Annotated in this window: 21 protein-coding genes; 8 read left to right on the top strand and 13 right to left on the bottom strand. The window is 64.2% G+C overall.

All coding sequences use genetic code 11. The features are described 5' to 3' along the window. Positions 1-17: 17 nt before the first annotated feature. Entirely contained in the window at positions 18-3,077 is a 3,060-nt protein-coding gene (locus E2E30_RS13265; protein WP_165954522.1) for a PAS domain S-box protein, read from the bottom strand. Between the two features lie 871 nt (positions 3,078-3,948). Here E2E30_RS13265 and E2E30_RS13260 point away from each other — a divergent pair. The 3 genes from E2E30_RS13260 to E2E30_RS13250 all read left to right on the top strand — a co-directional run bounded on the left by E2E30_RS13260 (position 3,949) and on the right by E2E30_RS13250 (position 8,037). Further along, a complete protein-coding gene (locus E2E30_RS13260) occupies positions 3,949-4,554 on the top strand; it encodes a general stress protein (RefSeq protein ID WP_133190540.1) in 606 nt (201 codons plus the stop codon). 225 nt (positions 4,555-4,779) lie between these two features. After that, positions 4,780-6,705 carry an AI-2E family transporter gene (locus E2E30_RS13255; protein ID WP_133190538.1) on the top strand — a complete coding sequence of 642 codons (1,926 nt, stop codon included), beginning with the start codon at positions 4,780-4,782 and terminating at the stop codon, positions 6,703-6,705. 501 nt (positions 6,706-7,206) lie between these two features. Further along, positions 7,207-8,037, top strand: coding sequence for a class I SAM-dependent methyltransferase (locus tag E2E30_RS13250; RefSeq protein WP_240698930.1), 831 nt, complete (start codon positions 7,207-7,209; stop codon positions 8,035-8,037). 220 nt (positions 8,038-8,257) lie between these two features. On the opposite strand, the gene E2E30_RS20795 is transcribed toward E2E30_RS13250, so the two are convergent. Continuing rightward, positions 8,258-8,422 carry a hypothetical protein gene (locus E2E30_RS20795; protein WP_165954521.1) on the bottom strand — a complete coding sequence of 55 codons (165 nt, stop codon included), beginning with the start codon at positions 8,420-8,422 and terminating at the stop codon, positions 8,258-8,260. 38 nt (positions 8,423-8,460) lie between these two features. On the opposite strand from E2E30_RS20795, the gene E2E30_RS20790 reads away from it, so the two are divergent. Beyond that, on the top strand, positions 8,461-8,604 hold the full coding sequence (locus E2E30_RS20790; RefSeq protein ID WP_165954520.1) for a hypothetical protein: 144 nt from the start codon (positions 8,461-8,463) through the stop codon (positions 8,602-8,604). Positions 8,605-8,673: 69 nt separating this feature from the next. On the opposite strand, the gene E2E30_RS13245 is transcribed toward E2E30_RS20790, so the two are convergent. Beyond that, positions 8,674-8,955, bottom strand: a complete 282-nt coding sequence (locus E2E30_RS13245; RefSeq protein WP_133190536.1) for a hypothetical protein — start codon at positions 8,953-8,955, stop codon at positions 8,674-8,676. A 165-nt stretch (positions 8,956-9,120) separates the two neighbouring features. Then, the gene (locus tag E2E30_RS13240; RefSeq protein ID WP_165954519.1) at positions 9,121-9,324 is read right to left on the bottom strand and encodes a hypothetical protein; all 204 of its coding nucleotides are present in this window, start codon (positions 9,322-9,324) and stop codon (positions 9,121-9,123) included. 158 nt (positions 9,325-9,482) lie between these two features. On the opposite strand from E2E30_RS13240, the gene E2E30_RS13235 reads away from it, so the two are divergent. Then, positions 9,483-10,343 (top strand): type IV toxin-antitoxin system AbiEi family antitoxin, encoded by an 861-nt coding sequence (locus tag E2E30_RS13235; RefSeq protein ID WP_133190532.1) that lies wholly within the window; start codon positions 9,483-9,485, stop codon positions 10,341-10,343. Next, on the top strand, positions 10,340-11,227 hold the full coding sequence (locus E2E30_RS13230) for a nucleotidyl transferase AbiEii/AbiGii toxin family protein (protein ID WP_133190530.1): 888 nt from the start codon (positions 10,340-10,342) through the stop codon (positions 11,225-11,227). The genes E2E30_RS13235 and E2E30_RS13230 overlap by 4 nt, the downstream gene beginning before the upstream one ends. A 781-nt stretch (positions 11,228-12,008) precedes the next feature. Here the strand turns inward: E2E30_RS13230 and E2E30_RS13215 are convergent. Continuing rightward, the gene (locus E2E30_RS13215; RefSeq protein WP_133190524.1) at positions 12,009-14,261 is read right to left on the bottom strand and encodes a transferrin receptor-like dimerization domain-containing protein; all 2,253 of its coding nucleotides are present in this window, start codon (positions 14,259-14,261) and stop codon (positions 12,009-12,011) included. A gap of 740 nt (positions 14,262-15,001) precedes the next feature. Between E2E30_RS13215 and E2E30_RS13210 the strand changes: the two genes are divergently transcribed. Both E2E30_RS13210 and E2E30_RS13205 read left to right on the top strand, forming a co-directional pair. Continuing rightward, on the top strand, positions 15,002-15,994 hold the full coding sequence (locus tag E2E30_RS13210; RefSeq protein ID WP_240698929.1) for an MlaA family lipoprotein: 993 nt from the start codon (positions 15,002-15,004) through the stop codon (positions 15,992-15,994). Further along, positions 15,991-16,527 carry a cytochrome b gene (locus tag E2E30_RS13205; RefSeq protein WP_133190522.1) on the top strand — a complete coding sequence of 179 codons (537 nt, stop codon included), beginning with the start codon at positions 15,991-15,993 and terminating at the stop codon, positions 16,525-16,527. Before E2E30_RS13210 ends, E2E30_RS13205 begins: the two co-directional genes overlap by 4 nt. On the opposite strand, the gene E2E30_RS13200 is transcribed toward E2E30_RS13205, so the two are convergent. The 8 genes from E2E30_RS13200 to E2E30_RS13165 form a co-directional block, all read right to left on the bottom strand. Next, positions 16,490-17,437, bottom strand: coding sequence for a hypothetical protein (locus E2E30_RS13200; protein WP_133190520.1), 948 nt, complete (start codon positions 17,435-17,437; stop codon positions 16,490-16,492). The genes E2E30_RS13205 and E2E30_RS13200 overlap by 38 nt on opposite strands. Then, a complete protein-coding gene (locus tag E2E30_RS13195; protein ID WP_133190518.1) occupies positions 17,434-18,033 on the bottom strand; it encodes a class I SAM-dependent methyltransferase in 600 nt (199 codons plus the stop codon). The genes E2E30_RS13200 and E2E30_RS13195 overlap by 4 nt, the downstream gene beginning before the upstream one ends. Next, entirely contained in the window at positions 18,030-18,689 is a 660-nt protein-coding gene (locus E2E30_RS13190; RefSeq protein ID WP_133190516.1) for a hypothetical protein, read from the bottom strand. The genes E2E30_RS13195 and E2E30_RS13190 overlap by 4 nt, the downstream gene beginning before the upstream one ends. Positions 18,690-18,703: 14 nt before the next feature. Further along, positions 18,704-19,465, bottom strand: a complete 762-nt coding sequence (locus tag E2E30_RS13185) for an SDR family NAD(P)-dependent oxidoreductase (protein ID WP_133190514.1) — start codon at positions 19,463-19,465, stop codon at positions 18,704-18,706. Continuing rightward, on the bottom strand, positions 19,452-21,545 hold the full coding sequence (locus tag E2E30_RS13180; protein ID WP_133190512.1) for an AMP-binding protein: 2,094 nt from the start codon (positions 21,543-21,545) through the stop codon (positions 19,452-19,454). The genes E2E30_RS13185 and E2E30_RS13180 overlap by 14 nt, the downstream gene beginning before the upstream one ends. After that, positions 21,542-22,084: a thermostable hemolysin gene (locus tag E2E30_RS13175; protein WP_133190510.1), complete on the bottom strand. Its 543-nt coding sequence runs from the start codon at positions 22,082-22,084 to the stop codon at positions 21,542-21,544. Before E2E30_RS13175 ends, E2E30_RS13180 begins: the two co-directional genes overlap by 4 nt. Before the next feature lie 76 nt (positions 22,085-22,160). Further along, on the bottom strand, positions 22,161-24,479 hold the full coding sequence (locus E2E30_RS13170) for a TonB-dependent receptor domain-containing protein (RefSeq protein ID WP_133190508.1): 2,319 nt from the start codon (positions 24,477-24,479) through the stop codon (positions 22,161-22,163). Beyond that, positions 24,439-25,356 (bottom strand): FecR family protein, encoded by a 918-nt coding sequence (locus tag E2E30_RS13165; RefSeq protein WP_133190506.1) that lies wholly within the window; start codon positions 25,354-25,356, stop codon positions 24,439-24,441. The genes E2E30_RS13170 and E2E30_RS13165 overlap by 41 nt, the downstream gene beginning before the upstream one ends. Positions 25,357-25,385: the final 29 nt, after the last annotated feature.

Raw genomic sequence — 25,385 nt, 5'->3', positions numbered from 1 at the left:
GACAGTCTTCGTTCCAGTCAGCTCAACGCGGCTAGACCAGCCGCGAGATCGCTGCTCCGGAACGGCTTTGTAAGACGTTGCAGGTCGGGCGCTATGCCCGCCGTTTCGGCATAGCCTGACACCACCAGAACCTTAATACCGCGCTCACTTTGGAGCTTCCGTGCGAGTTCTGTGCCCGACATGCCGGGCATCAGGTGGTCGGTCACCACGATGTCGGGGTTGAGCCCACGGGTGAGCAACTGGAGCGCCTCGTCTGCGGACGCCGCCTCCACCACATCATATCCAAGCTCGATGAGCATGTCGGCCGTGCTGAGCCGCACCAGGTCCTCGTCGTCCACGAGCAGTACCGTGCCCCTCGCGCTAAACGTCGGGTCATCCGTCGGCACAGACTCAGCTGACGTCGAAGCGGCTTTGCCCTGCGGCAGCCAGAGTTCCACGTTGGTTCCGATCCCGGGCGTACTACGCACCGTTAGCGCTCCCCCAAGCTGTGACGCCAAGCCGTGGACCATCGACAGACCTAATCCGGTGCCCTTTCCGACACCCTTGGTCGAGAAGAACGGCTCGATGGCCCGCGCCAGCGTGGCCTCATCCATTCCGACACCTGTGTCGGCGACGGACAGGTTCAGGTATCTGCCGGGTCGGAGATCGGTGCGGTGCTGCCGTCCCACCGTAACAGCCTCCACCGAGACGCGCAGTATCCCGCCCTCTGGCATCGCGTCCCTGGCGTTCACGGCAAGGTTGAGCACTGCCATCTCGAGCTGGTTGGGGTCTGCGTTCGCGGGCGGCAGGGCGGGAGCGATGTCGACCACGACCTTTATTTGCGGCCCGGTCGTGCTCGCCACTAGATCAGCCATACCCGTGACAAGCTTGCCGACGTCGACCGACACCGACTGGAGCGGTTGACGCCGTGCGAAGGCGAGCAGCCGCTGAACCAGCGTCTTTGCCCGCTCCGCCGATTGTGCCGCCCCGTCGATGAGACGACGCTCGCGCTCACCACCCAAGCCTTTGCGCTGGAGCAAGTCGAGTGCGCCGACGATCGGAGTGAGCAAATTGTTAAAGTCGTGCGCGACGCCGCCGGTTAGCTGACCCATCGCCTCCATCTTCTGGCTCTGTCGCAGCGCCTCCTCGCGTTCGCGTTCGCTGGTGATGTCCCGCCCAACCGCATAGAACCGGTCGCCCTCGGGAACGCCAGCCCATGCCACCCAGACGGTCCCCCCGTCCTTGCGGATCAACCGGTTCTCGAACTGCTGCACTGCTTGGCCGTCGACCATCGGCGCGATCGCTGCCCGAGTGGCGGCATGGTCGTCGGGATGGATGCGCTCGATGAACGGCCGCGCGAGCAATTCAGCTTCGGAGTAGCCGAGGAGCTTCTCCCACGCCGGATTGATAGTCTTGAGGTAGCCATCGAAGCTCGCCGCTGCGAACAGCTCGCTCGAGAGCTCGAACACCCGATTCCGCTCGCGGGTGCTTTCCTCAAAGGCAGCTGCTAGTTTCTCCGTCTCTCCGCGCAGGGCCTCGACGACCCGGTGCTGGGCGGTGACGTCGAGGTTGATACCGGTGAGCCGAACAGGCCTGCCCTCTGTATCCACGACCGCGGTTGCCTGCGATCGCAGCCAGCGAATATCGCCGTCACCGCGCGCCACGCGGAAGTCCATCGAGAAGGCTTCACCAGCGCGCGCAGCGTTTGAGACTACGGCAGCGGCACGCTCGCGGTCCTCAGGATGTACCGCCTGCGTCCAGGCTTCTAACAATTGACCAGGGTTGTGCCCAGGGTCGATGCCCAGAAGCTCATACATCTCCGGTGACCACGCAATGATATCCGTGGACAGGTTCCAGTCCCAGACTCCGAATCCGGCCGCCTGCTGCGCCAGCTGCAATCGCTGCTGGCTTTCGCGCAGTTCGGCGTCGGCCGCGCGGGCGGCACTGATGTCCTGCACCGAAACGACGACGAAGCCTGGTTCGCCAAGCAGCGGCGCAGACGCGATGCGGACTGGGAAACGGCTGCCGTCGGGGCGGTAATATTCCTTTTCGTACGTCTCCCAGGAGCCATGCTCGCGCGCTTGCGCGATGGCGGCCTCGTCGAGATGAAGAAATTCAGGCACGGTAAAGTCGCGCCAGTTCCATTTGCCCGCTTCAAAATCGGCATGGCTGTGACCCGTCATAGCCAGGAAGGTGTCGTTAATCGCGAGGGTCCGATCCGTTTCCGCGTCGAAGATCGTGAGGCCGGCCAGCGAAGAGTTGAACACGCCACGGAAATATGACTCGCTCTCTCGAAGGCGCTCCTCGGCTTGCACGCGGTCCGTCACGTCGCGGTAGAAGACCGCAAGTCCACTATCGACGGGGTATGCCCGCATGTCGATCCAGGTGTCGCGCCCATCTGGCCATACGTAGCGGTGCAGCAGGGATGCCGCACGGCGTTCGCCCATCGCTAGTCGGTACAGCTCGTTGAGCTCCGGCGACGCGTCGGGATGCGCCTCCCAATGCGTTTTCCCGAGGATGGCCTCCTTTGGACGGTTCTCCAGTCGCATCGCCTCGACGTTCATATCGACAATGCGGAATTCGCGATCGAGAAGAACGAACGCCTCGCCCATGTTGTCGAGCACGCCCTGTGCGCGGTCACGCTCGGCGCGCATCGCCGCCTCTGCCAGCACCCGTCCGGTCGTCTCTGTGCAAGCGCAATACAGGCCTGCGACCCGCCCGTCCGCGTCGCGTACGGGCGAATAGCTGAAAGTGAACCACGTTTGTTCGTCCCGGCCGGCGCGATTCATGAGAAGCGGCAGGTCCTCGCGGAAGCTTGCTTCTCCCTCGAGCGCCGCGTTGACGAGCGGCACGATGTCGGGCCAAATCTCGGCCCACACATCGCGGAACGGGCGCCCCAGCGCGGCGGGGTGTTTGCCGCCGAGTACCTGGGCATAGGCATCGTTGTAGAGGAACCCCAAATCTGGGCCCCAAGCGACGAACATCGGCAGCTTAGAGCCAAGCAAAAGATCGACCACTGACCGCAGCGAGCTTGGCCAGGTCGAAGGATGGCCGAGCGGCGAGGAAGACCAGTCACACTTAGCGATCAGGTTCACCATGTGTCCGCCACCGTCGGAATGCATACGCGAGTCTGTCACCTCTTCTGGCAATTCGGACACGGCTCCTCCACGGCATTGCTAGTGATCGCCATGCGTTCGCCGGAGTCTTGCCCCGGCGCTGCGGTCGACCCCGTAATGCATAACAACTCACATAGGATGCAAGCGATCCCTGAGAGTCCGTTTGAGAATGTTGAAGCGGAAGACCGACGTGATTCACGCCCGGAATGTGGACCCGAGCGAGCCATGACCGGATGGCTAAATTTGAGCGGCGTGCGAGCGTTAAGTGCCAATCGTACGATCGAACTTAGAGCCCTGACTCAGCGTAAGCATCGCCTGCCGAGCGTGCCCGTCGTGGTCACGATTAGGGGCGGTAGATGGAAAGAGGTCCAGTCACAAGCTCGACCAATAGCAGCCCGACGACGACAAACAACGCGGTGCGCAAGAGACATGTAAGTCGTGGTTATCGGCAATAATAATCCAGTCGGCTTCCAGATCTTCATTCAGCCCCCAGCACCGTCTGCGTTCAAGATTTGCCCACGGAGACAGGTGTCGGAGTTTTTAACACGAGCGATTCGGAAGCGGACGCTCGATCGGGCGCGGCACGAAAAGACATAGCCGCCTGCGTGTGATCGCGCGTAATCGGAATTAGCATCCGAAACGCTCGTGCATGATCCATGCAGCGTTTCGATGTTCGGCCCACAAACGCTGATACTTTGGCGACAGGCCGAGCTAATGGTGCGACCGATTTAATGTGGGTTTGAAACTATTTGGGAGGCGCGGTGGTTCGGCATCAGCGACCTTGAGTACGACGATCTGTCGCTCCCACAAGTCGCACGACAAGAATAAAGCTTGCCCTCTAAGGAGAAACCCAATGACGCAGACCCTGACCGGATTGTTCGATCATTATGACGATGCCAAGCGCGCCGTGGAGCGACTGGAGGAAGCGGGGGTTCCCCATTCCGACATTAGCGTCGTCGCCAGCAACGCCGACGGCGCTCACGGTGAAGGCGCGGCAACAGCGGCCGGCGAGGACGCTACAACCGGGGCGGGTATTGGCGCGACAGTTGGCGGCATCGGCGGTCTGCTAGCAGGACTCGGCCTTCTCGTCATTCCGGGGGTTGGCCCGGTCGTAGCGGCTGGATGGCTGGGAGCAACAATCATTGGCGCCATTGGTGGCGGCGCGGTCGGTGCTGCAGCTGGCGGACTCGTTGGCGGCCTTACCCATTCGGGCGTTCCAGAAAACGATGCGCATGTCTATGCAGAGGGCGTTCGCCGCGGAGGGTCTTTGATTACCGCGCGGGTGGACGAAGCCCTTACGTCGAAGGCGCAAGATATCCTTAAAAGCGGCAACTCGGTCGACATCGCCGAACGCGCCGCGGCTTATCGCAACAGCGGCTGGACGCGATTCGATGAGACCGCGCCTGCATACACTTCCACGCAGGTCGTGGATGAGCGGAACCGCTTCGAGCGGGCATAAATAAATGAGGGCGGAGGGGCCGGTTCGCCCCTCTGCCCTTATCGCACTGGACTACCCAAGCGCTACGAGATGCTTCCTGCTGATTTCGCGTTCGTCGGAGATGCTGACCCTCGTCAGGCACAAACTTCAATATCGAACCCGGCCAAATTTGCCGAGCCACCGCGTTTTGGCACATTACTTTATGCTGTCCGTTACTAGCGCTGACCTCGGTTTGGAGCGGCGCAGATGACAGAAGCACGACTTACATCTGAACCGATTACGTCTGCGCGGGCTTTGCGCTGGCGTAGCCAGCACGCGCTAGGCACGACCGCTCCGTGGATCATCGCCGCGATCGCGACTACCGGGCTGTACTTCGGACGCTCGATCCTTTTGCCAATCATTCTGGCGGTTCTGCTGTCTTTCCTGCTCGCACCGATCGTTAGCGGCTTCAGGCGGCTGCGCGTGCCGCGCGTGCCAGCAGTGCTGTGCGCAGTCGCACTCGCTCTTGGCGGAATTGGAGTGACCAGCGCGGTCATCGTCAGCCAAGCCGCGACCTTGAGCAAGGATGCCCCGGCCTATGCGGAGCGGATTACCGCTAAGGCCGGCGCTCTGCGCGTCGCGGTGCACGAGCGTTTCGGAGCTATCCTCCCGTCCGACGGCGGCAGCAGTCACCGAAAGGCCCGGAGCGCGCGCGCGGCACGCCTCCAAGTGATGAACCAGCCGACGAGCAGCGGCGCGGTCCCCGTCGAGATCCGTGCCCCCCCGGCCAGCGCGCTCGACGAGGTTCGCAGTTACGTAGTGCCAGCGCTCGAATCGATCGAGACCATCCTGATCGTGCTGATCGTTACGATCTTCATTCTGTTCCAGAAGAAAGATTTGCGAGATCGATTAATCCGGCTGATGGGAACAGCGGACCTCCATCGCACCGCCGTTGCGCTGGATGAAGGGGCGAAGCGGCTTAGCAAATATTTCTTGTCACAATCGGTCGTAAACCTGGGCTTCGGCTTGGTCGTGTGGGGCGGCCTGTTCCTCATCGGCGTGCCCTCACCAGGGCTGTGGGGCGCACTTGCAGGCTTTGCGCGCTTCGTGCCCTATGTCGGCGTGGTGGTAGGGATGGCGGGGCCACTTGCACTGGCCGCCGCAGTCGATCCGGGTTGGTTAATGGTGTTTTACGTCGTGCTGCTGTTCGTAGTGATTGAGCCCATCGTCGGATATGTCATCGAGCCGCTTCTCTATGGACATTCGACTGGGCTTTCGCCGGTGTCCGTCGTAATTGCCGCGCTGTTCTGGACGTGGATCTGGGGTCCGGTCGGTTTGGTGCTAGCGATGCCCGTTACGCTGATGCTCGTAGTGTTGGGACGGCATATTCCGGCTTTTGAGATTTTCGACGTCCTGCTTGGTGATCGCCCGGCATTGTCGCCTGCCGAAACGTTTTACCAGCGCGTGCTTGCGGGCAATGTCGAAGAGGCGATCGAACAGGGCGAGGCCTGTCTCGAAACGATGTCGATCGCGCAGTATTTCGACGACGTGGTGTTGGGAGGCATGCGACTTGCAGCAGCGGATTTTGACCGCGGTGCGGTCGATCGGCACGCGCTTATAAGTGCGCGCGATGCCATATTGGAGGTATTGGAGGCGTTGCAGGACTATCGCTACTTCGCGGTTTCCGATGCCGACCTCGGCCCGACGCAGTCCACTTCGCAGAACGAAACAGGCGCTTGCGAAACCCCGATAAACCGATCCGTCCTGTGCTTGGCTGGGCGCGGACCGCTCGACCCGGCTGTGGCTCGAATGACGGCGCAGATGCTGCGGCGGGCTGGCTGTTCGGTGGAGGAACAGGTAAGACTGCCTGGAAGGCTGGACGATCCTTCCAAACTCGCTGTTGGCGATGCGGAATTCGTGTGCATGTTGGGTCTGTTCGACGAACGCGGATACCGTCGGATGGAGCGACTCGCGAAGAGTCTGCGGGCGAAAGCCTTCGGCATTACGGTCTTGATCGCCCTTGCCCGCACGCAATATCCGGTGACGAAGCCAGCGGCCGAAGGCCTGATACTCTCGCTCAATCAGTTATGTCAGGAGGTTTGCGGTGCCGAACAGGCCGAGCAGGCCGCGCCGGATATCCGGTTTGACGTCACGGAGAAACCGGGCCTAGCCACTTCGCGTGTGGATCGGTAGTTCCCTCGAGGGGCGGGTCGGTTTCGAGAATTGGGTGGGGCACTTTGGGAATGCTCCCAAACGGCAGGTCGAGGTGCAGCGTCAGCGACGATCGTCCCAGCCAGTCGTTTGGCGACTGCGTATTTGATAAACCCGTTAGTCGTGCGGGACGAGCATGGCCGCAACCAGAACCGCAGCCGCAGTAGTCGCATAGCGCAGATAAATTCTGTCGATCAGCCAAACCGCGAGAGGACCAGCCGTGATTTTAGCCGGGCGCTGCATGGGCACCCAGCCCGACTTTCTGCAGTCGATAAACAAGCGACTTCGCCTCAAGTTGCAGCTGGGTCTGCGCCAGCGGCAAGTTTGATCGCGGTCGTCCCGAAGCGGTCATTTGCTACCAACGCCAGTGCTAAGTTCGCGTTCAGCTGCCTCTTCGTTAAATCTGAAATGATCGGCATCTCCCACACCTGACAGCCCGTCGTCGCGGTGCATCAATTTGGGGATCGTGCTATGGGTTTCTGCATGTTGGGAGACACGGCGATGAATCCGAATAAGGCACTATGGGAGAAGGGTGACTTCACCCGAATCGCGGCGACGATGCGCGACAGCGGGTCGGAACTGGTTCGAAGTCTGGGCGTGACCACCGGCACCGAGGTTCTCGATCTCGGCTGCGGAGACGGCACCACCGCGCTCCCAGCCGCGGAAATGGGAGCGAACGTGCTCGGCGTGGACATCGCGAGCAACCTCGTCGCCGCTGGCAGCGCCCGCGCGGCCTTTGCGGGCCTCGCGAACCTTCAGTTCCAGGAAGGCGACGCCTCCAATCTGGACGGCATGGCGAACGAACGCTTCGATCTGGTCGTGAGTATCTTCGGCGCAATGTTCGCCCCGCGACCGATGGACGTTGCACGCGAGATGGTGCGCGTGACCAAGCCCGGCGGCCGCATCGTCATGGGGAACTGGATCCCAGGCGACCCGACGCTAGTCGCGCAAATTCTAAAGATCAGCGCGGCGTACACGCCGCCGCCGCCAGAGGGCTTCGTCAGCCCCGTGACCTGGGGCGTCGAAGCCAATGTGCGGGAACGGTTCGGTGCCGCAGGAATTTCCGACGATCGCATCACCTGCGAGCGCGCGACATATGTTTTCCGCCATCCGGGACCGCCCGATGAGCTCGTCGATGCCTTTCGCCTCTTCTACGGCCCGACCATGAACGCCTTCGCGGCTGCGGAACAGGACGGTCGGTCGGGAGCCCTCCGTGACGAACTTGTCGCTCTGTTCGATGCGCAGAACCAGGGCGGTGCCGACGACACGGTCATCCCAGCAACATTTCTGAAGGTCGTGGTCCGCAAGCCTTAGGATGCCGCTCGGAGAAAGGTTGTTCCCTTGCCTTCGGCTGACCGGGAGTGTGTAGCGGTCTGACCTGGCTCCCATAACGGGCGACCAAAACAAGCGCGATCGCGGCGAAGGCCGCCGGGGTCAGGAAACTGGCGTCCGGTCCTTCACGCTCCCATACCACCTGTCCCGATGCTGGCGAACAGCAAGGTGACGCTGAGGAGGGTGCCGATGAGACTGTGCATCACCCCATCACTTCAGCGGTGTTCCAAGGGTGCAGGACAATCTTGCCACCAAGGCCGCCTTTCTCGATGCGCTCGTTAACTGCTCTCGCGGCGGAAAGCGGCAACCGATCGACAACGACCGGGTGGATCTGGCGGTCGCGCAATAGGGCGAAAAGCGTCGCCATATCGAACTTGAACTGCTCGGGATGCAATTTGCGACGAGATGACCTACGCTCGACTCCGAAAGGCGAGCGCCGAGATCAGCGTCGTCAACCAGGTTGTGACCGAACTGGCGAACGATTTCAGCGTGCCGCATGGCACGAAGGCGCAGCAGATCATGGGCGACGAGATCATCTCGAAGCTGTAAATTGTTTGTAGTGACCTGACGGCCGCGCGAACCCCGGGCCCTGCAAGATATTCAGTTAGGTAATGTGATTTAGGAAGTTCGAAGCTCGATCATGCCGCATTCTGTGCACCGCATTGCGGTCACGAGGCTGCGGCTTTCCTCGACGAGGCGGCGCTGATCGCTTGATCGCTCAGCTTTCGCGCCCCAGCCATAGACGTTGCGGCCCCCTGGCCCGTTCAACTCGGCAACCTCGATTACCCATTCCACTGGAAACGGCTGCTGCTCGATGCGCAGGTGGCCGCGAGTCAATTGTCCGTCGCATCGCAAGCACAACGAGGGCGATGATTCGGTTTCCGGCGTGGGGGCTGGCATTTCGTCTCCGTCAGATTGTCCGCGGCAGCTGACCCGGCGATAACTGAACCTTATTAAGGGGCAGTTACCCCGGCAGCCCGCGGACGAATTGCGCCACCGCTGGGAAAGGCCTGGCAATTCAGCCAAGGGCACCCCGCTTGTTTTCCGGCTAGTGATCAATTGCCGTCAGCGCGTCGCCACCAGAAAGAGACCCGCGGTTCCCAAGACGTAGAGGATTAGGACCGCGATTGAATCCACGCCGATTCCCAAGATCAGCCGCTTCGGCCGGAATATCAGTCTGGCCAAGTAGACGCTCGTCAGCAGGATGCCGAGTGCTGCGAGGTAGTTGTCAGCGTGGCCCGCCTGCGGGAGGACGGCCTTGTTCGGCAAGGCCGGGATCACAAGCCGCCCGAGCGCAGCCGATCGCGCTGATGCAGGCGCGGAGGTTGGTTTGAGAAACCTACCGTTCTTTCGTATAGGGCGAACATATTTGACCTACCGTAAACTGCGCATTGCCACCGGTTCGCAAATCATTCAAATAGTTCGTCATGAACGAACGAAAGCGCCAACCATTAAACCAGCTTTTCATCAACCTAGCCCCCGGGCTGATGGTCGATTCCGCGTGGTTGCAGGCGCAAGGTATCTCGAGGACATCGATCCATGATTATGTCCAGCGGGGCTGGCTCGAACGCGTCGCGCCGCGCGTCTACCGACGTGCGACCCCGGCTGGCGGGGCAACAAGCTTGCGCTGGGACATGGCAGTGATGTCAGCGCAACGGATTGGATCTGCATCATTCTATGTCGGCGGCGTGACCGCACTCGAACTCCACGGGCTGGGGCATTTCGCCCGTCTCAGCGGCGATCGGACGGTCCATCTCTATGATCCGGAAGGCGCGGTTCCCTCCTGGCTGCCGAAGCTCCCGACCGACGCGATGGTAGTCCTTCACAACCGCGCGCTGTTCTCGAATCCGTCGCTTGGAGTCGAATGGCATCGGCTCGATCTGGGGACAACGCGCCTCGGTGCTGCCGTGCCGTCGCCAGACGCGAGTGAACCTTGGGACCATTTCTTGGCGGTAGCGGGTGCCGAGCGGGCAACCATCGAGATGATGGAAGACGTGCCCCAAAGCCTGAGCTTCGAGCATGTCGACACGATCTTCGAAGGCCTGACGACGTTGCGGCCGAGGCTCCTGACCAGCCTGCTTGAAGGATGCAAGAGCATCCGGGCCAAGCGGTTGTTTCTGTTCTTCGCTGATCGCCACGACCATGGCTGGGCGAAGCATATCGATCGCCAACATATCGATCTGGGTCGCGGCAAGCGGCAACTTGTCCCGGGCGGGCGCTTGGACCCTCACTACCAGATAACGGTGCCGGCGACATTCACCGCCAAAGCAGGGGAAACGGCCCAATGACCGCGCAGCGATATGTCGATCAGGTCAGCTTGCTCGTCCGCGCCATCCCCGAGATCGCGCGCGAAGACATCTTCGCGTTGAAGGGCGGGACCGCGATCAACCTGTTCGTGCGTGACCTGCCGCGCCTGTCGGTCGATATCGATCTCGTCTATCTGCCCGTCGCCGATCGCGACAGCTCGCTGCAGGCAGTCCACGATGGTCTCGACCGGATCGCGTCACGGCTCGAACGAGACGGGCGCACGGCCGTCGAACGGCGGCTCCTTCCCGACGGCAAGCGCCTTGTGGTCCAGTCCGACGGCGTGACCATCAAGATCGAGGTATCGCCGGTATTGCGGGGCACGGTGTTCCCGCCGGTGCTGAGATCCGTGAACGCCGCGGTGGAGGAGCGCTTCGGCTTCGCCGAGATGCAGCTCGTGTCCGAGGCCGACCTCTATGCCGGGAAGATCGCGGCCGCGCTCGATCGCCAGCACCCCCGCGACCTGTTCGACATCCACTTCCTGTTCGCCAACGAAGGGATCAGCGACGATCTCTTTAAGGCCTTCCTGATCTATCTCGTCAGCCATCCCCGTCCCGCGCACGAACTGCTTTGCCCACACCGGCTCGATATCAGCGCCCAATATAGCGACGAGTTTCTCGGCATGACCGTCGCGGACCTGTCCCTCGATTCCCTTTTGGAGGCGCGGGAACAACTGGTGCGCGAGATCCTCGGCCGCGCGAGGCAGGGAGCAAATCGCCACTTCCTCACCTCTTTCCATCACCTCACGCCCGATTGGGATGCGCTCCGCTTCGATTCCACGATCGCGGAGCTGCCGGCGCTGCGCTGGAAGCGCCTCAATCTCGAGCGGCTGCGCGTAGATAATCCGGCGAAGTTCGATCAACAGTAGCGGGCACTGCAGGATTGCCTTGGACGGACCGCATAGCGGCGAAGCACTGAGCCTCGGCTAGCGTTGTAGCGGCGCGCGTAGAAAAAGGTCTTGGTCGCATGCCTCCGCCGCGTGCTGCACCGGCCGATCCCAACGCCCCTCAGCGACCAAAGCTGAAGCTCCCAAAGATTGTCGACAAAAACCACGGTGTTTCAGGTTCGTTGATCGGTCAGGATCCCAGTAGCGCTGCCTGCGCTGCACGCAGCGACGTCAGCTTTGCGGGGTCGGTTGGCGCTAGGCAGTCCCAGCGAAACGCCGATCGATCGGGCGCACCCTCAGCCCAGATGAGCTCCGCAACATGGAACAGCTCCTGGACGGTAGGTGCACGGCCGCTTGCGACGCAGTCTATCACGGCGTCATCGAACATCGGGCTAATCGAGCGCATCGTCTGGTCTCCTGATCGCTTGATAACGTGTGACCGTGACGCTGTGATGGCGGCCTTGAGCGAGCCATCCACATCATGCCTTCGAAATAGCGCCGGTTGTCGCCTGCAGGCCTACATCCGCGGCCATGTTCGGGTGGAAGCAGCGGCCCGATCAGCGCCCACTCTTGGTCCGAAACCCCGATCCGCTCGCCCAACGCCGCCTCCAAAAGACAGCCTTGAATCAATCCGCGAGGCTCAGGTCAACCTTTGTCCACGATGCGTAGGAGGCTGAATGAACGTCAAAAATTGGGAGCCGGTGAGGGCGCGTTAAGTGACCGCATTTGGGTCAAAATTCCAACAGGCTGGTAATGCGGCTCGTTAGTTTCCTTCGATCGTTCCCCGCGCCCCAACCAGCCTTGCAGCATAGTCCGACAGCACTTTGGCGGTGCGTGCGGCATAGACATTTGCGTCGTCGAAACGCCGCTCCTCGATCGCCTCCCGCACGCCCGGTAGTGTCTTCGCGCCATAGCCGGTGAAGCGGCCCGGGGCGTAGACGAGGTTCTTGTACCAAGGCCGACCGGGAAGTCCGCGCTCGTCGAGCAACAGCTGGTCGATATCCCGGACTTGCGCGTTGAGCTTCATCCGGCGCGCGGGATCGAGCTTTCCGCCCTTTTCGGCGTAAGCGGCGTCGTAGCGCGTGGCTGCGCCTTGCAATTTGTCGACGGCATCCTCCAGCACGGCCAGTTCGATGAAGGGCGTGCGGGCTTCGAACGTCGGGGCCGACACCGGTTTGAGCGGATCGGATGCCAGACGGAAAGCCCCGTCCTCAACCAGTTTCTCGCGGTTTCGATCCTGGGCACGGCGGTCCTCGGCGAGCTTCTTGATTTCGGTCATATACGTCGCAACGGTCGTCGCGAAGTCGCCGAAGCGCTGCGGCGGGGTATCGGCATCGGCAACGCGCAGCACCATCCGTCCGACTGTCTTCGACAGCGCAGCGCCGTATTTCAGGCCCGGGTCGTCGAACGTCGTCATGTGGTGATAACTATCGTAGATCGAATGATAGACCCCGCCGCTCTCATCCTCGCCGCCGAAGCTTATGTTTAGCGCGGGTAGCCCGAGATGCTGGAGAAAGGCGGAGTAATCCGACCCCGACCCGAGCGCGCCGAGCGGGAAATCGCCACCTTTCTCGGCCGCAGCAAGCGCGACGTCGTCGAGCCGTCCGGTCTTATCATACGCCCCGACGCGGATTGCTGCGGCGCGCCGTGCAGCAACGGTTGCGCCCGTTTCGGGGTCGATCACGTCGGCGGCAACGCCGTTGACGAGATGCTGGAAATCGTGGCTGCCCTCCGCTTGCAGGAACCCGCGGCCATTGCCGTCGGTGTTAATGTAGATGACGCCCTTGGCCTTCAATTCCGCGGCATGCTGTTCGGCCCATTCGGTCGAACCGAGTAGCATCGGCTCCTCGGCGTCCCAGCCGGTATAGACGATCGTCCGCGCCGGCCGCCAGCCTTGCGCCCATAGCGCGCCGAGCGCCTTGGCCTCCGACATCATCGCCACATTGCCCGACAGCGGATCGGACGCGCCGAACACCCAGCCGTCATGATGGTTGCCGCGCAGCACCCATTGGTCGGGATAGACCGCCCCCCTCAACGTAGCGACGACGTTGTAGACCGGCTTTTGCGACCAGTCGGACTTGACCGCGAGATGCACCTTGACCGCTCCGTCTCCGCCCAGATGGTAGGTGATCGGCAGCCCCCCACGGAACGACGCCGGCGAAATCGGCCCGCCGAGCCGCTGCAGCAGCTTTTGGGCATCGCCGTAAGACATCGGCAGCACGGGGATTTTCAGGATCGTCTGCGCATCGGCCCGCGATAGGCGTTTTGCCCCCGGCACCGAGCCGATACCGGGCGTCAGCGGATCGCCGGGATAGACCGTCATGTCGGCAACCGAGCCGCGCTGGACGCTTTGCGCATTGCGCGCGCCTCCCTTGGGATAAACGTCGCCTTCGCCGTAACCGTCATCCGCCGGATCGGAATAGATGATCGTGCCGACTGCACCATGTTCCTGCGCCAGTTTCGGCTTCAACCCGCGCCAGCCAACGCCGTAGCGCGCGATCGCGATTTTGCCCTTCAACTCGACGCCGCGCCGCGCCAGCGCCTTGTAATCGTCGGGCAGGCCGTAATTGACATAGACCAAGTCGGCGGTGACATCGCCGTCACCCTGGAACGCGACATAAGGCGGCAATGCGTTTGCGGTGTTGGCGGACGTGGCGTCGCCAGCGACCGGCGGTTCCTGCCCGCCGAGAACGATCTTGTCGGGCGCGACGAGTTCTACGGTCGTCGAAATCGGCGTGGGATAAAGTACCGAGAAGATTTCGATCTTCGCGTCCCAGCCCCATTCCTTGAACTTCGCGAGCATGAACTCGGCGTTGGCCTTGTCGTGCTGGGAGCCGACATGATTGGGTTCCGACGACATCGTCTTCAGCCAGTCGAGCTGGTCGTGCGAACTGATGCTCGCGTCGAACGCGCGCTCGATCGCGTTCGGGTCAGTCGGTGCACCGCTCTGCGCTCCGGCTGCTGTCGCTACCGCGAGCGCGCTGGCGCCCGCCAGTATCCTGCCTAATCTTACCATTGTCTTGCCCCCACCAGTTATCACATGGATGCGCCACGCCATGGTCCGGCGCAAGACAACTGTTATTTGCAGCGCTAATGATCGAACTACACGACTTGCGCGGCGCGTCTCGATCGTGCGCGGCTGCCAGGAGAGCGGGCAGTTTCACATGAACGGGCGTCCAAAGCTGGACGCTGCGAAGGGCACGCTGGACGGCGGGATATGGGTCTTCCGGACCGAAATCGCCCAACCGCGAAAGGTTAGGCTAATCGATCACAAAATCTAAGGGCGCTCGATCTCGAAGGCGGCGTTGTGATCTAGCTAGAACCAAGTGGCCCATGCCTGCTGTGGATTAGGGGCGCGCTTTGGGCCGCGCGCGCGACCCTTATTCACGGGCGAAGCTCGTGAAAAGCAGGATCTAACGACGAGTGTCCCATCGCATGCCTCAACGGTGTCGAGTGATCGCAGCCGCTACAGCAGCAATGGTAAAGTGGGCGTGCGAATTTTTGGTTGCGCTATGTCGGTAAGCGAGCGGCCGAGAGCGGGAAAGCCGGGTCGACAGCCGAATGGCTGCACTTTGATCGAAGAAGCCTGCGGCAAATAAGTTTCGAATCGTTGCGCGCCGAGCTCACGACCACTGGGGTGGCGAGAGGCAATCGGCGTCATTGGTATGCAATGCGGAGAGTATCCATGGTTGAGTGCCGGGAAGACACGTTAGGAAGCCCGCTTCGGGCAAGCGCAACACAGTCGAGAACGAGCGCGTGACCGCAGCGTTGCTCGCCGCAGCGTTGGTCTTCACCCAAGGGCCTGCTGGCATTGGTGAAGACGCTCGTGCGGGCGGGGTGGCTGTCGTGGGCGAGTGGCACCAAACCGGATTGACCGATCCGGACGGCATTCACGTCAGCTTTGCTGAATCGAATGTTTCAAGCGAGGCCGATTCCAGCAAACGGTCAGGCGTGGACCAGGGCGACATCGTCGTGACGGGCAGGAAGGGGAGACCAGACGATCCCTTGGCTGGCGTCAACGCGAAAGCGTTCGAGGCGACACAGACGATCGATCGGGCGCTGGTCGGGCCGGTGGCGCTCGCGTATAAGAGAGTTCTCCCGCCGCCTGTGCGCAGCGGATTGCGCAATTTCCTGTACAATCTGCATGAGCCCAATGTGTTCGTGAACTACCTGCTGCAGTTAAAGCCAGGCAAGGCCGTGGAAACGCTTGGACGCTTCGCCCTCAACAGCACGCTGGGGGTAGGGGGGCTCGTGGATGTTGCGAAGCGGCGGCCGTTCAAGCTGCCCCGTCGCCCCAATGGCTTTGCCGACACGTTCGGGTTTTACGGCATCAAGAACGGCCCCTTCCTCTATTTGCCGCTGATCGGCCCGACGACGCTGCGCGATTTTGCGGGCGGAATGCTCGACCGTTTCGTGCTTCCCGTGGCGGTGGGAAGCCCGTTCAATCAATTGGCATTCTCGGTGCCGGTCGGGGTACTGAGCACGCTCGATCACCGCGCGGAATTCGACGATCAACTCCACGTCCTGCATGACGGCGTCGCTGATCCCTATGCGACATCGCGTGATTTCTACCTGCGCCGGCGCCAGCAGGAAATCGACCATATCCGCGGCAAGGCGATCCAATCCCCACCGACGCCTCCGGCAGACGCGACAGCTCATGTCGATGCTGAGCAAACCCCGGCCGCGCAGGCTCTGGTGGCGCCCGGCGACCGAGACAGACACACGACGAAGATGGGAGATGGCGCATGAACGAGACGATCCGCACGGAGCGATACAGCGCCGTCGCCCGGCTGCTGCACTGGTCGGTCGTGGGCCTTGTGGTGGTGCAGTTCGCGATTGCATGGACCATGCCTGATATCGGCCGCGGAACCGAGCCGGTTGGGTTGATCGCCTGGCATCTTTCGGTCGGCCTGGCGATTCTGGCGGTGATGCTGGTACGGGCGCTATGGCGTCTCAGCCACCGCGAACCGCCGGCGCCGGTGGCGCTGCCCGCGTCCTTGCGGATCGTATCGCGGATCACGCATGTGCTGCTCTATGCGCTGCTGGTCGCGCTGCCGCTGCTCGGCTGGGCCAATGCCTCGGCGCGCGGTTGGCCGGTCACTTTGTTCGGCATCTTGTCGCTTCCGCCGCTATCCGCGACCGGGTCGCCGCTTGGCCGCCAGTTGGGCGACCTGCATCAGGTCGTCGCGATCGAATTGCTGGTCGTTATCGGGCTGCACGTGTTGGGTGCGCTTTATCACGGCGTCATCGTGCGGGATCGAACCCTCCAGCGGATGCTCTGAGGCGCGGCACGCGCCATCCGCCGGGAATCACTCGGCGGATCTTAAGCCCGGCGGGAAGCAGGGTCGCGGCCGCCAGGAAAAGGGCGAGCAGCGTCTCGGTCGCGGTAATTCCAAGCGCCCCGCTCGCCGCCGCGACGGTCGCCGCGGCGCCCGCTTTGCCGATCAGGGCGACAGAGCCGGCGAACAGCATGTCCTTGCCCGGCATCAGCGGGACGCGCGAGAGCAGCTGGCGGATCGTCAGAAACAGCAAGCACGTGCCCCACCCCAATGTCGGCTCGGCCGCTAGCCAAAGCGGTACCAGCATCGCCAGCATCGCGACCGCGCGCACGATATGAACGCCACCGACGAACAGCGCATCGCGTCCCGACATCTTGAGCAGGCGCCGCCGAAAGCCGATCATCGTCAGGCTCGGAACAACCACCAGCGCCACGGATAGAGAGATATGGGCGGCGCCCAGGCCGAGCGACGCGAGTCCTGGGCCCAGGGCAAATGCCGCGATAAGACCGATCGTCACGACATTGCCGACCAGCGCCGACAGCACTGAAACGTCCTTGATCGCGTGCAACGGTGCGTCGATCCGCTGTCCTCGCGCCCACGCGAAAAGGTATACGTCGCCCGAATAGCTGAACATCACTTCATTGCTGATGAAGCGGCGGGTCAGCACGCCGAGAATACCCTCCCGTCTTCCCCATAGCCGCCGGAAGATCACGAGATCGGCGAGCGGATGCAGAAAAACGTAACCCACCGCTGCACACCAGAAACTCGGCGACGCGCCAATCAGCGCCCTGAACCCTGAGACAGGCATCTGCCGGAAAGCAAAGATCGCAACGCTGAACCAGCTTAGTGCCAGCGCTGCTCGGAGGATCACCCCGCGATGCCGGGACAGGATCGACTGCAGCGAAACGATCATCGATCGATCGTACCGATGAGTCCGCGCACCCCGAACCCGGCATCGACCGCGCGGATCGTCGCCGTGGCGCCGAGCATCTCCGAAAACTGCTTGGGGGTGAACAGACGGTGCGTCCCGGTCTCGTGCAACCCGATGCGGCGCAGGGCGGCGGCTTCGGTGACGTAGACCGCGATTCGGCCGCCTGGCCGGACGACGCGCGCAAGCTCGGCGAGGACCGCCTGATCGTCCTGCCAAAAATAGGCGACGTTGGTGGCCAGGATGCGATCGAAGCGCGTGTCGGCGAACGGAAGCGCGTCAAAATCCGCTACCGAAAATCGCGCCTCGGGGTGCTGCTGCTTCGCCAGTGCAATCATCTCCTCGGCATGATCGACGCCGTGGACGGCGCCGCCAGCCGCGGCCGCCTGCAAAGCCGCAATGGCATCGCCCGGACCGCAGCCCAGATCGAGCACCGCATCGCCCGCCCGCACGTCGAGCGCCGCGATGGCGAGCGCGGTCGGGCGACGGTTGGCGAGCCGCATCGCCTGCGCGACGACGCGCCCACCCAGGCCTCGCGGCCGTGCCAATTGTCGGCCGAGCGCCGACGCCAAGGCGTTCATGCGTGTCGGAGCTTCGCGTCGATCTTGCCCAGCAAGGCGCGCAGCTCCGCGCGGCGTCCGGCATCCCATACCGGGCGCGCGGCGTTGACGGGGGCCTGGAGCGCGCGCTGCGCATACACCTTCGCGTCGGCGGGATGCCCCTCGTCGTTCAGAAAGTCGGCGTAGAAGAAATTGTTGTCGAGCCCGCGCGGATCCTGCCGCAGCGCGGCCTCGAGCAACGCTCGCGCCTTGGGAGTGCTGCCGAACCCGACCGGGAAGCCGGGCACGCGGTAATAGAGCACGCCCAGGCTCATCTTCACGCCGCCATCGGCGATGTTGGGGTCGATCGCCTGCGCGCGCTCGAGGATGCCCTTGGCGGCCTTGGCGAGTCCGAGTTGACGGAACACGCTCGCGCGCGCCGCCTCCTCGCTGGTGACGATGCCCTGCCACAGCAACGGCTCGGCGCGCCCCGGGAAGCGCGCCGCGACCTGCGCGGCCTGTCCGGCGAGGACATCGAGCTGGCGGTATTGCTGGTCGCGATCGGTAACTTCGTAGCGGATGTGCGCCCATTGATCGTTGATGCGCTGCACCGCTGCATCCATCTGCGGGTTGTTGCTGGCATGCGCCACGCCCGAGACGGCGAGCAGCGTGCATAAGGCGGCGGCGAGACGGCGCATGGGAAGCTCCTGGATCATGGTTCGACGAAAAGGGTGCGCGCGATCGCGACTTGCTTGGCGAGACCGCGGTCGATCAGGCGTGGCACCGCGGCATTGAGCTGGGTGAAGACGCGTTCGGGCATTCCGATCGAGACATCCGTCGCGCGCCGTTCGATCGCCGCGACGATCGTGTCGGCAACGTCTTCGGGGCGGTCGGCGGCCATCCCGCTCAGCGCCATGAAACGCTCGATCGCGGCGGTGTTGAACGCGGTGCGCACGGCACGCGGAGCGATATAGGTGATCGCGATATTGCGCCCTGCAACCTCGCGCCGCAGCGCCTGGCTGAACGCCTTCAGCCCCGCCTTCGCGCTCGAATAGGTCGTGAAATAGGGATAGGGCACCGCGCCCATCACCGATCCGATATTGACGATCTGACCGTCCCGCCGCGCGATCATCTGCGGCAGCACGGCGCCGCTCACGATCGCGGGCGCGACGAGGTTGACCGCATAGCCGAGCGCGATGCGGGTCGCGCCCTGCGCGTCGAGCGGGCCGAAATATTGCAGCCCGGCCAGGTTCACGAGAATGTCGACGTGGGTCGCGGAAAGCTTGCTCGCCAGCGCCTCGAGCGCATCGGGATCGGACAGGTCGCATGCGAGGCATTCCTGGCATGCGACGGCATCGACCCGGTCTACGCCGATGACATAGGCACCGGCCAACCGGAGCCGTTTGGCCACGAGCGACCCGATCCCACCGGCGGCCCCGGTCAGGACGACGCGCTTCCCCTCAAGCCGCGACACGCATCGCCTCCAGTTCGATCCCGGCGAACAGCCCGCCGAACAGGCCGAACATCGCGCGCGCCATCGCGATGATCGCGGCTTGGTCGCCGGGATCGTCGATCCGGTTCATCAGGCGTTCGAAGAACGCCATATGGTCCTGGTCGAGCGCGCCGTGCGATGTGAGATAATGGAACGCCCCTTCGGGCAGCCCGAGCGACGCTTGCACCGCGCCTGCGCCGTGGCTCGCCATCGCGATACTCGTCCCTTCGAGGACATAGACCATGCCGAAGAACGCCGCCGGGTTACCCTCGCGGATCGTGCGATAGGCGTGATCGACCATTGCCTTGGTGGCGGGGGAGGGGGCGCTCGCTGCGGCACCTGCGCGGTTGCCCCCGGCGGCGGCGATGTCGTCGAGGATCCACTCTTCGTGGCCGGTCTCCTCCTCGATATACTCGTCGAGCGCGCGCACGAGCACCGGGCGGGCACCGAGCCGTGCGCGTACTTCCTGCATCAGCGGGACGGTGTGGCGGACGTGATGATACGCCTGGGTGAGATAGGCGATATAATCGAGCACCGAGATCCGGCCGGTCAGCCCCGCGATCAGCTGCGGCGTCATCGCGAAGCGCGCTTGCGCCTCGCGCGTCTCGGCGACGAGGCGGTCGAAGAAGGGCTGCTCGGCGGCGTCGTCGCGATACGGATAGGCCGTATCGATCGCGGCGCGGCGGAGCCGACCGTTGCCGGTGAGCAATCCCGCGGAGGGCAGGAACGGCGGCACGATCTGCCATGCGCCGACCCGCGCATATGCCGGCAAGGTCAGGTTCGCCGTGGCGACCGCCGTGGCGATATCGGCATCCGGCGCGGCCGGCACGATCAGCGCGTCGAGGAGCGCGCGTCCGTCGCCGCGGACCATGACCTGCGCGATCGCCGGATCGGCCTTCAGCACGCCTTCGACCCATTCCGGCGAGACGTTGCGCCCATGGCTCGTCACGATCAGCGCCGATTTGCGGCCCTCGATCCAGAGCCGTCCCGCGTCATCGATCCGACCGATATCGCCGGTCGCAAGCGCGCCGGGGGGGCGGGGCGCGCCGACGGTGCCGAGATAGATCGGCCCGTCGATGAGGATCTCGCCATCCTCGGCAAGGCGGATCGTGTTCGCGCCGATCGCCCGGCCGACACTGCCGCGTGACCCCGCTGCGCCGTCATCGAGCGCGACCACCGAGGCACATTCGGTCAGGCCATAGCCTTGCCGCACGGGCAATCCCACGGCTGCTGCGGCATCGAGCAGCTTGGGCTCGATCCGCGCGCCGCCGACTGCGACGAGCGTCAGGCGCGGGAACCGCGCGCCGCTCGCGGTCATCGCCGCGACGAGGCCCGCCAGATATTCGGGCACCAGGATCAGCGAGGTGATCGCGTGTGCGTCGATCGCGCGCAGCATCATGCCGAAATCGGGGCGGAACGGGTCGGCCATGCCGACCGCCGCTTGCGGCAGGGCGACATAGGTGCCGCCGGCGAGGATCGTCGCATAGAAACCCGCGACGTTCTCGAGCAGAATCCCCGGCGGGAGCAGCGGCAAGTGCCGACCGGCATGATCCGCGCCCAGCTGGGCCACCACCGCACCCGCCACTTGCGAGAGATGGTCGAGCGACAGGCATATCCCCTTGGGGTCGCCGGTCGATCCCGAAGAAAAGGTGATCCGCGCTGTGGCTTTGGGCAGCGGGGCGGCGGTGCGCACTTTCCGCTCGGCGGTGAACGAAAACCCGCCCTGCGGATCGCCCGCGAGCGCGACCGGCCCGCTGATCAGCGCCGACGCGCCGGCGTGGTCGAGTGCCGCCTCGACCTGTGCCGACGTGAAAAATGCCGGTAACGGGATGGTTGAAATGCGCGCTTCAACGAGCGCCAGGTCTAGGAGGCATTCTGCTACGCCATGATCTGTGCGCGTCGCGATCGGGCGGCCTACTTCGAACTCGGCCGACACAAAGGCCGTCAAGCCAGGCACCGTGGTGGCCAACGCGGCCCATGTCATCGGTTCGGCGCCGTCGAGGGCTAGCGCGTCGGGTCGTTCTTCCGCGTGGCGCAGGATCGCCGTCCAAAGGTCGCTCACGAAAATGTCCTTCGCATCGAGGTTCGGAGGAGTTTCTCGCGACACAGCGCGACGTCACCGGCGCACAGCATCGGGTCGGAGTCGTAATATTGGCCCCAGCGCGAGGCCTCGGCCGCCACGGCCTCGATTCGCGCAGGGGCGAGAACGACGATCGGGAGATCGAGCCGCGCGAACATCGCGCGGAGCGGCTGCGTCAGGACGGCAACGGCAATGTCCGCCTGGCCCTGCAGAGCAGCGGCGGCCTCGCGCCACAGGGCGATCGTCGCGGCGGGGCGGTGCGAGGCGTGGTTGCCGATCTCGGCAATCCGATGGCGCGCGATGCTGCGCCCGAACCGCTCGCTCAGCATGAGCTCGATCGGCTGGTCGATATAGCGCTCGAGCAGCAACGCGCCGGCGTCGGCAGCGCGGAAGCCCAACACGGCTTGTGGCGCCTCTGGCTGGCCGACGCTCAGATAGGTCGGATAGTCGGATGGCGGAAAGGCCGCATGGACTGCCGCATAGCGGTCGGCAATCAGGGAGCGAATGGCCGTATCGTGCATGAACACCTCGTCGATGCACGAGAGACGTCACGCCTGGCCGGCCACCCTACCTGGGCGGTCGAGAGAATCGTTCGGGCTAGAAACTTCGGCGTACCGAAAGCGATGCGGTCCTCGGACGGACGGGGGTGCGCTGCGGCGCGGCCGTCACCGTGAACGGATTGCCGAACGCGAAACTGTCGGCGCGCGTATCGCCCGCATTGTCGAGACCGGCGCGGATTTGCCACGCGGCGATCTCCGCGCTCAGCGATCCCGAAAGCAGCAGGATCGGGCTGCTTTCGCGGTCGAGCGCGGGATCGAAACTGAGCCGCGTCTCGCCGATATAGCTTGCGCGCCCGGTCGCGCGCAGCTGCCACCGGCCGAGCCTGAGCGCGTAGCTTGCCTCGCCATGCGCGCTGGCGTCGGGAATGATCGGGAGCCGGCGGTCGGGCTCGACCCCAGGAAGCGCGCCGGGATTGATCCGCGCGTGCTGGAGCAGCGTCCCGGCCGAGAGCGAGATGCGTCCTGCGGGCCGCCACTGAAGGCTGAGATCGATCCCGCGATTGCTCGCATCGCCGGCATTGCGCGTCGAGATCAGGCCGTCGGTGGCGAGATAGTCGGCCTGGACATGCGCCCAGTCCGATGCGAACAGCCCGAGATCGAGCGACAGGCGATCGTTGGGCGACGACCAGCGGGCCCCGAGGTCATAGGCCTGCAATTCGTCTGACTGATACGAGGTCGGCGACGAAGGGCCGACCGACGTCGTGTCGACCCCACCGGGACGCAACGCGGAGGCATAGCGCGCGAACACCAGCAAGCGCGGATCGTGCTGCCAAGCGATCGTCGCGCTCGGGCTCGCGCGGACGATCGCACGGCTGACGGCGCCGCCTACGGAGCCCTCCGCCCGTTCGTCATCGACCGAAGACCGGAAGACGCGGACACCGGTGCCGACACGCAGCCGATCGGACAGATGCCAAGTCACCTCGCCGAACACAGCGGCCTCATTTACGATGCGGGTGACGCGGAGCACCGGCACGGTGGTCGCGCCGACCAGCATTCCGGTCGCGGCGGTTTTCACGGTCAGCAGCGCCGCGCCGCCGAGCCAATCGAACCGTCCGGCCGAGCCGGTCGCGCGTATCTCGCCGGTATAGACATGATAGGTGCGCGCATCGCGATAGGACGCAGGCGCGGTCCCGCCGAGCAATGCGGCCTTGGACGACGCATCGTAGGTGGCGTTGACCTCCTGCGACGTGGCGCTTGCAACGGCGGTGACCCGAGCCCCGGCGATCGACCCGTTCGTCGTCACGCTGACGAGCGATATCCCGGTGTCCTGCGGCTCGCGTAGCCGCGGGGTGCGCGTCAGTGTGTGCGGCGCTTCGACATATTGGCTGTCGGCAACCGACGATCCTTGGTTGATTCCCTGAAGATCGACGATCCAGTCGCCAAATGGCCGGGCGCGCACCGCGATCCGGCCACCGCTGGTCTGCCCATGATTGAGGTCGCTTGTTCCGTCGGTCGAACCGATCCAGCCGCCTTGCCCGATCCGATAGCCGGCCAACCGGATGGCGAGCCGGCCGGGTACGAGTGGGAGATTGACAACGCTGTCGAAATCGCCAGCGCCGCTCCCGTTTTGCGTTGCGCTGCCGCCGCTGCGGAGCGATCCACTGGCGCGCGTGAGGTCGGGCTTGGCGGGCACCAGCCGATACACGCCGCCAAGCGCGCCGGTGCCGTAGAGCGGCCCCTGCGGTCCTTTGAGCACTTCGACCTGCGCCATGTCGATCAGGCGCAGATCGGGGTCCGGCGCGTCGTAGGTCACGCGCGATTCATCGACCTGGACGCTGACGCTCGATTGCCCGAAACCGTCGAACGGGCTGTCGGCGATGCCCCGGATGAACAACCGGTTGCGCCCGGGACCGAGATTGGTGACCGAAAGGCCGTTGATCGACGCGGCGAGATCGCGCGTGCCGGGCGTATCGCCGACACTGGCGAGGCGCTCTGGCGACGCGATCGTGAGCGGGGTCGCCGCCGATGCCAGTGTCTCGCGGTGCTTGGTCGCGGTCACCACGATGTCGCTTTGCTCGGCGTGCTCGCGCGCAGCCGGTGGGGGAATGGAGCGCACGGAGCGTATGACCTGGCGCGGCGCGCGTTCGATCCGCCAAAGATCCGGACCGACGCGGATCGCCCGCAGCCCGGTGCCGCGCAGCATGTCTGCGAGCGCCGCGGCCACCGACATGCGGCCATGGACGCCGCGCGTGAGCGTTGTACCCAGCGGAATGTCGGCGCCGATTGAGGATCCCGACTGTCGCGCCAGAGCGGTGATCGCGCGGTCGATTTCTCCTGCCGGAATATCGAGCCGCAGCGTCTGCGCGCGCGCCGTGCTAGTGGCGGCGGCGCTCCAGCCGAACGCCAGCACCAGCATGGCGCGCCTCGAGCCCGATGATCGTGGCCAACGCGTCCGCAGCTTGCGTTCCTTTTCCAATCTTCAACGCCCCCGAGAAACGGAGATTGGCGATTGCGGGATCGACCGTCGTTTCGGCTCCCGCATAGCGCGTGATGTCGCTTGCAACCAGCGCCAGCGGCGCATCGGCATAAACGAGCTGCCCGCCACGCCAGCTTCCGACGCTTTCGGCGGCGATGCTGGTTAGCGTGACGCTCCCCTGTTGCCCGAGCAGCGCCCGGCCTTGCACCAGCGTGACCGGCGTATCCAGACCCGCTGCCGTCACGGCGATTTGGCCCTCGGCCACCGCGATCCGGGTCGTCGGACCATCGACCGCGATATCGAAGCGTGTCCCGATATCGCTGATGCGGTAGCGCCCGGCGGTTATCGACAGCGTCCGGTCGGCGCGGTGCGGCACATCGAAATAGGCTGTACCGTTGAGCGCGAGCTGCGTTTGGTCGCCGTGCTGCGCGACGAGACGGCTACGCGGCGCGAGCGTGGCGCTGCTGCCATCGACCAAGGCAATCGTGCGCGCTGTCGCGCCGGTTTGCCAGGCGATATCGGCGGCGGGCCGGGGCAGCGCTACGACGACGGCCAGCGCGGCCGCCATCGCACCGCCTGCCACCACCGCCCAGCGCCAGCGCCTCGGTTCACGCTGGGCCGGGGCAGGGGCGGCGAGGTGCGCGACGATGGTTGCGCGTTGCTCCACGATGTCGTCATCGAGAAGCGCGATGCGGTCGAACGCGGCGCGGTGGCGCGGGTCTGCTTCGAGCCAGGTGGCAAAGCCGTCCCAATCCATGTCGTCGGCATCCTGCGCCGCGTGCCATTGTGCCGCGCGTTCCGTGATATCCTCGTTCATTGCATCACCTCGCCGCAGCCTGCGCTGCC

The sequence above is a fragment of the Sphingomonas sp. AAP5 genome, from assembly GCF_004354345.1.
Taxonomy (GTDB): domain Bacteria; phylum Pseudomonadota; class Alphaproteobacteria; order Sphingomonadales; family Sphingomonadaceae; genus Sphingomonas; species Sphingomonas glacialis.
This window is presented reverse-complemented; position numbering and strand designations above follow the sequence as displayed.

Excerpts from the sequence above, each read along its gene's own strand:
- E2E30_RS13190 (WP_133190516.1), bottom strand. The coding sequence starts at position 18,689 with ATGCGCCGTCTCGCCGCCGCCTTATGCACGCTGCTCGCCGTCTCGGGC.
- E2E30_RS13260 (WP_133190540.1), top strand. The coding sequence starts at position 3,949 with ATGACGCAGACCCTGACCGGATTGTTCGATCATTATGACGATGCCAAG.
- E2E30_RS13215 (WP_133190524.1), bottom strand. The coding sequence starts at position 14,261 with ATGGTAAGATTAGGCAGGATACTGGCGGGCGCCAGCGCGCTCGCGGTA.
- E2E30_RS13250 (WP_240698930.1), top strand. The coding sequence starts at position 7,207 with ATGTTGGGAGACACGGCGATGAATCCGAATAAGGCACTATGGGAGAAG.
- E2E30_RS20795 (WP_165954521.1), bottom strand. The coding sequence starts at position 8,422 with ATGGCGACGCTTTTCGCCCTATTGCGCGACCGCCAGATCCACCCGGTC.
- E2E30_RS13195 (WP_133190518.1), bottom strand. The coding sequence starts at position 18,033 with ATGAACGCCTTGGCGTCGGCGCTCGGCCGACAATTGGCACGGCCGCGA.
- E2E30_RS13235 (WP_133190532.1), top strand. The coding sequence starts at position 9,483 with ATGAACGAACGAAAGCGCCAACCATTAAACCAGCTTTTCATCAACCTA.
- E2E30_RS13245 (WP_133190536.1), bottom strand. The coding sequence starts at position 8,955 with ATGCCAGCCCCCACGCCGGAAACCGAATCATCGCCCTCGTTGTGCTTG.
- E2E30_RS13165 (WP_133190506.1), bottom strand. The coding sequence starts at position 25,356 with ATGAACGAGGATATCACGGAACGCGCGGCACAATGGCACGCGGCGCAG.
- E2E30_RS13265 (WP_165954522.1), bottom strand. The coding sequence starts at position 3,077 with ATGGTGAACCTGATCGCTAAGTGTGACTGGTCTTCCTCGCCGCTCGGC.
- E2E30_RS13175 (WP_133190510.1), bottom strand. The coding sequence starts at position 22,084 with ATGCACGATACGGCCATTCGCTCCCTGATTGCCGACCGCTATGCGGCA.
- E2E30_RS13205 (WP_133190522.1), top strand. The coding sequence starts at position 15,991 with ATGAACGAGACGATCCGCACGGAGCGATACAGCGCCGTCGCCCGGCTG.
- E2E30_RS13170 (WP_133190508.1), bottom strand. The coding sequence starts at position 24,479 with ATGCTGGTGCTGGCGTTCGGCTGGAGCGCCGCCGCCACTAGCACGGCG.
- E2E30_RS20790 (WP_165954520.1), top strand. The coding sequence starts at position 8,461 with ATGACCTACGCTCGACTCCGAAAGGCGAGCGCCGAGATCAGCGTCGTC.
- E2E30_RS13255 (WP_133190538.1), top strand. The coding sequence starts at position 4,780 with ATGACAGAAGCACGACTTACATCTGAACCGATTACGTCTGCGCGGGCT.
- E2E30_RS13230 (WP_133190530.1), top strand. The coding sequence starts at position 10,340 with ATGACCGCGCAGCGATATGTCGATCAGGTCAGCTTGCTCGTCCGCGCC.
- E2E30_RS13200 (WP_133190520.1), bottom strand. The coding sequence starts at position 17,437 with ATGATCGTTTCGCTGCAGTCGATCCTGTCCCGGCATCGCGGGGTGATC.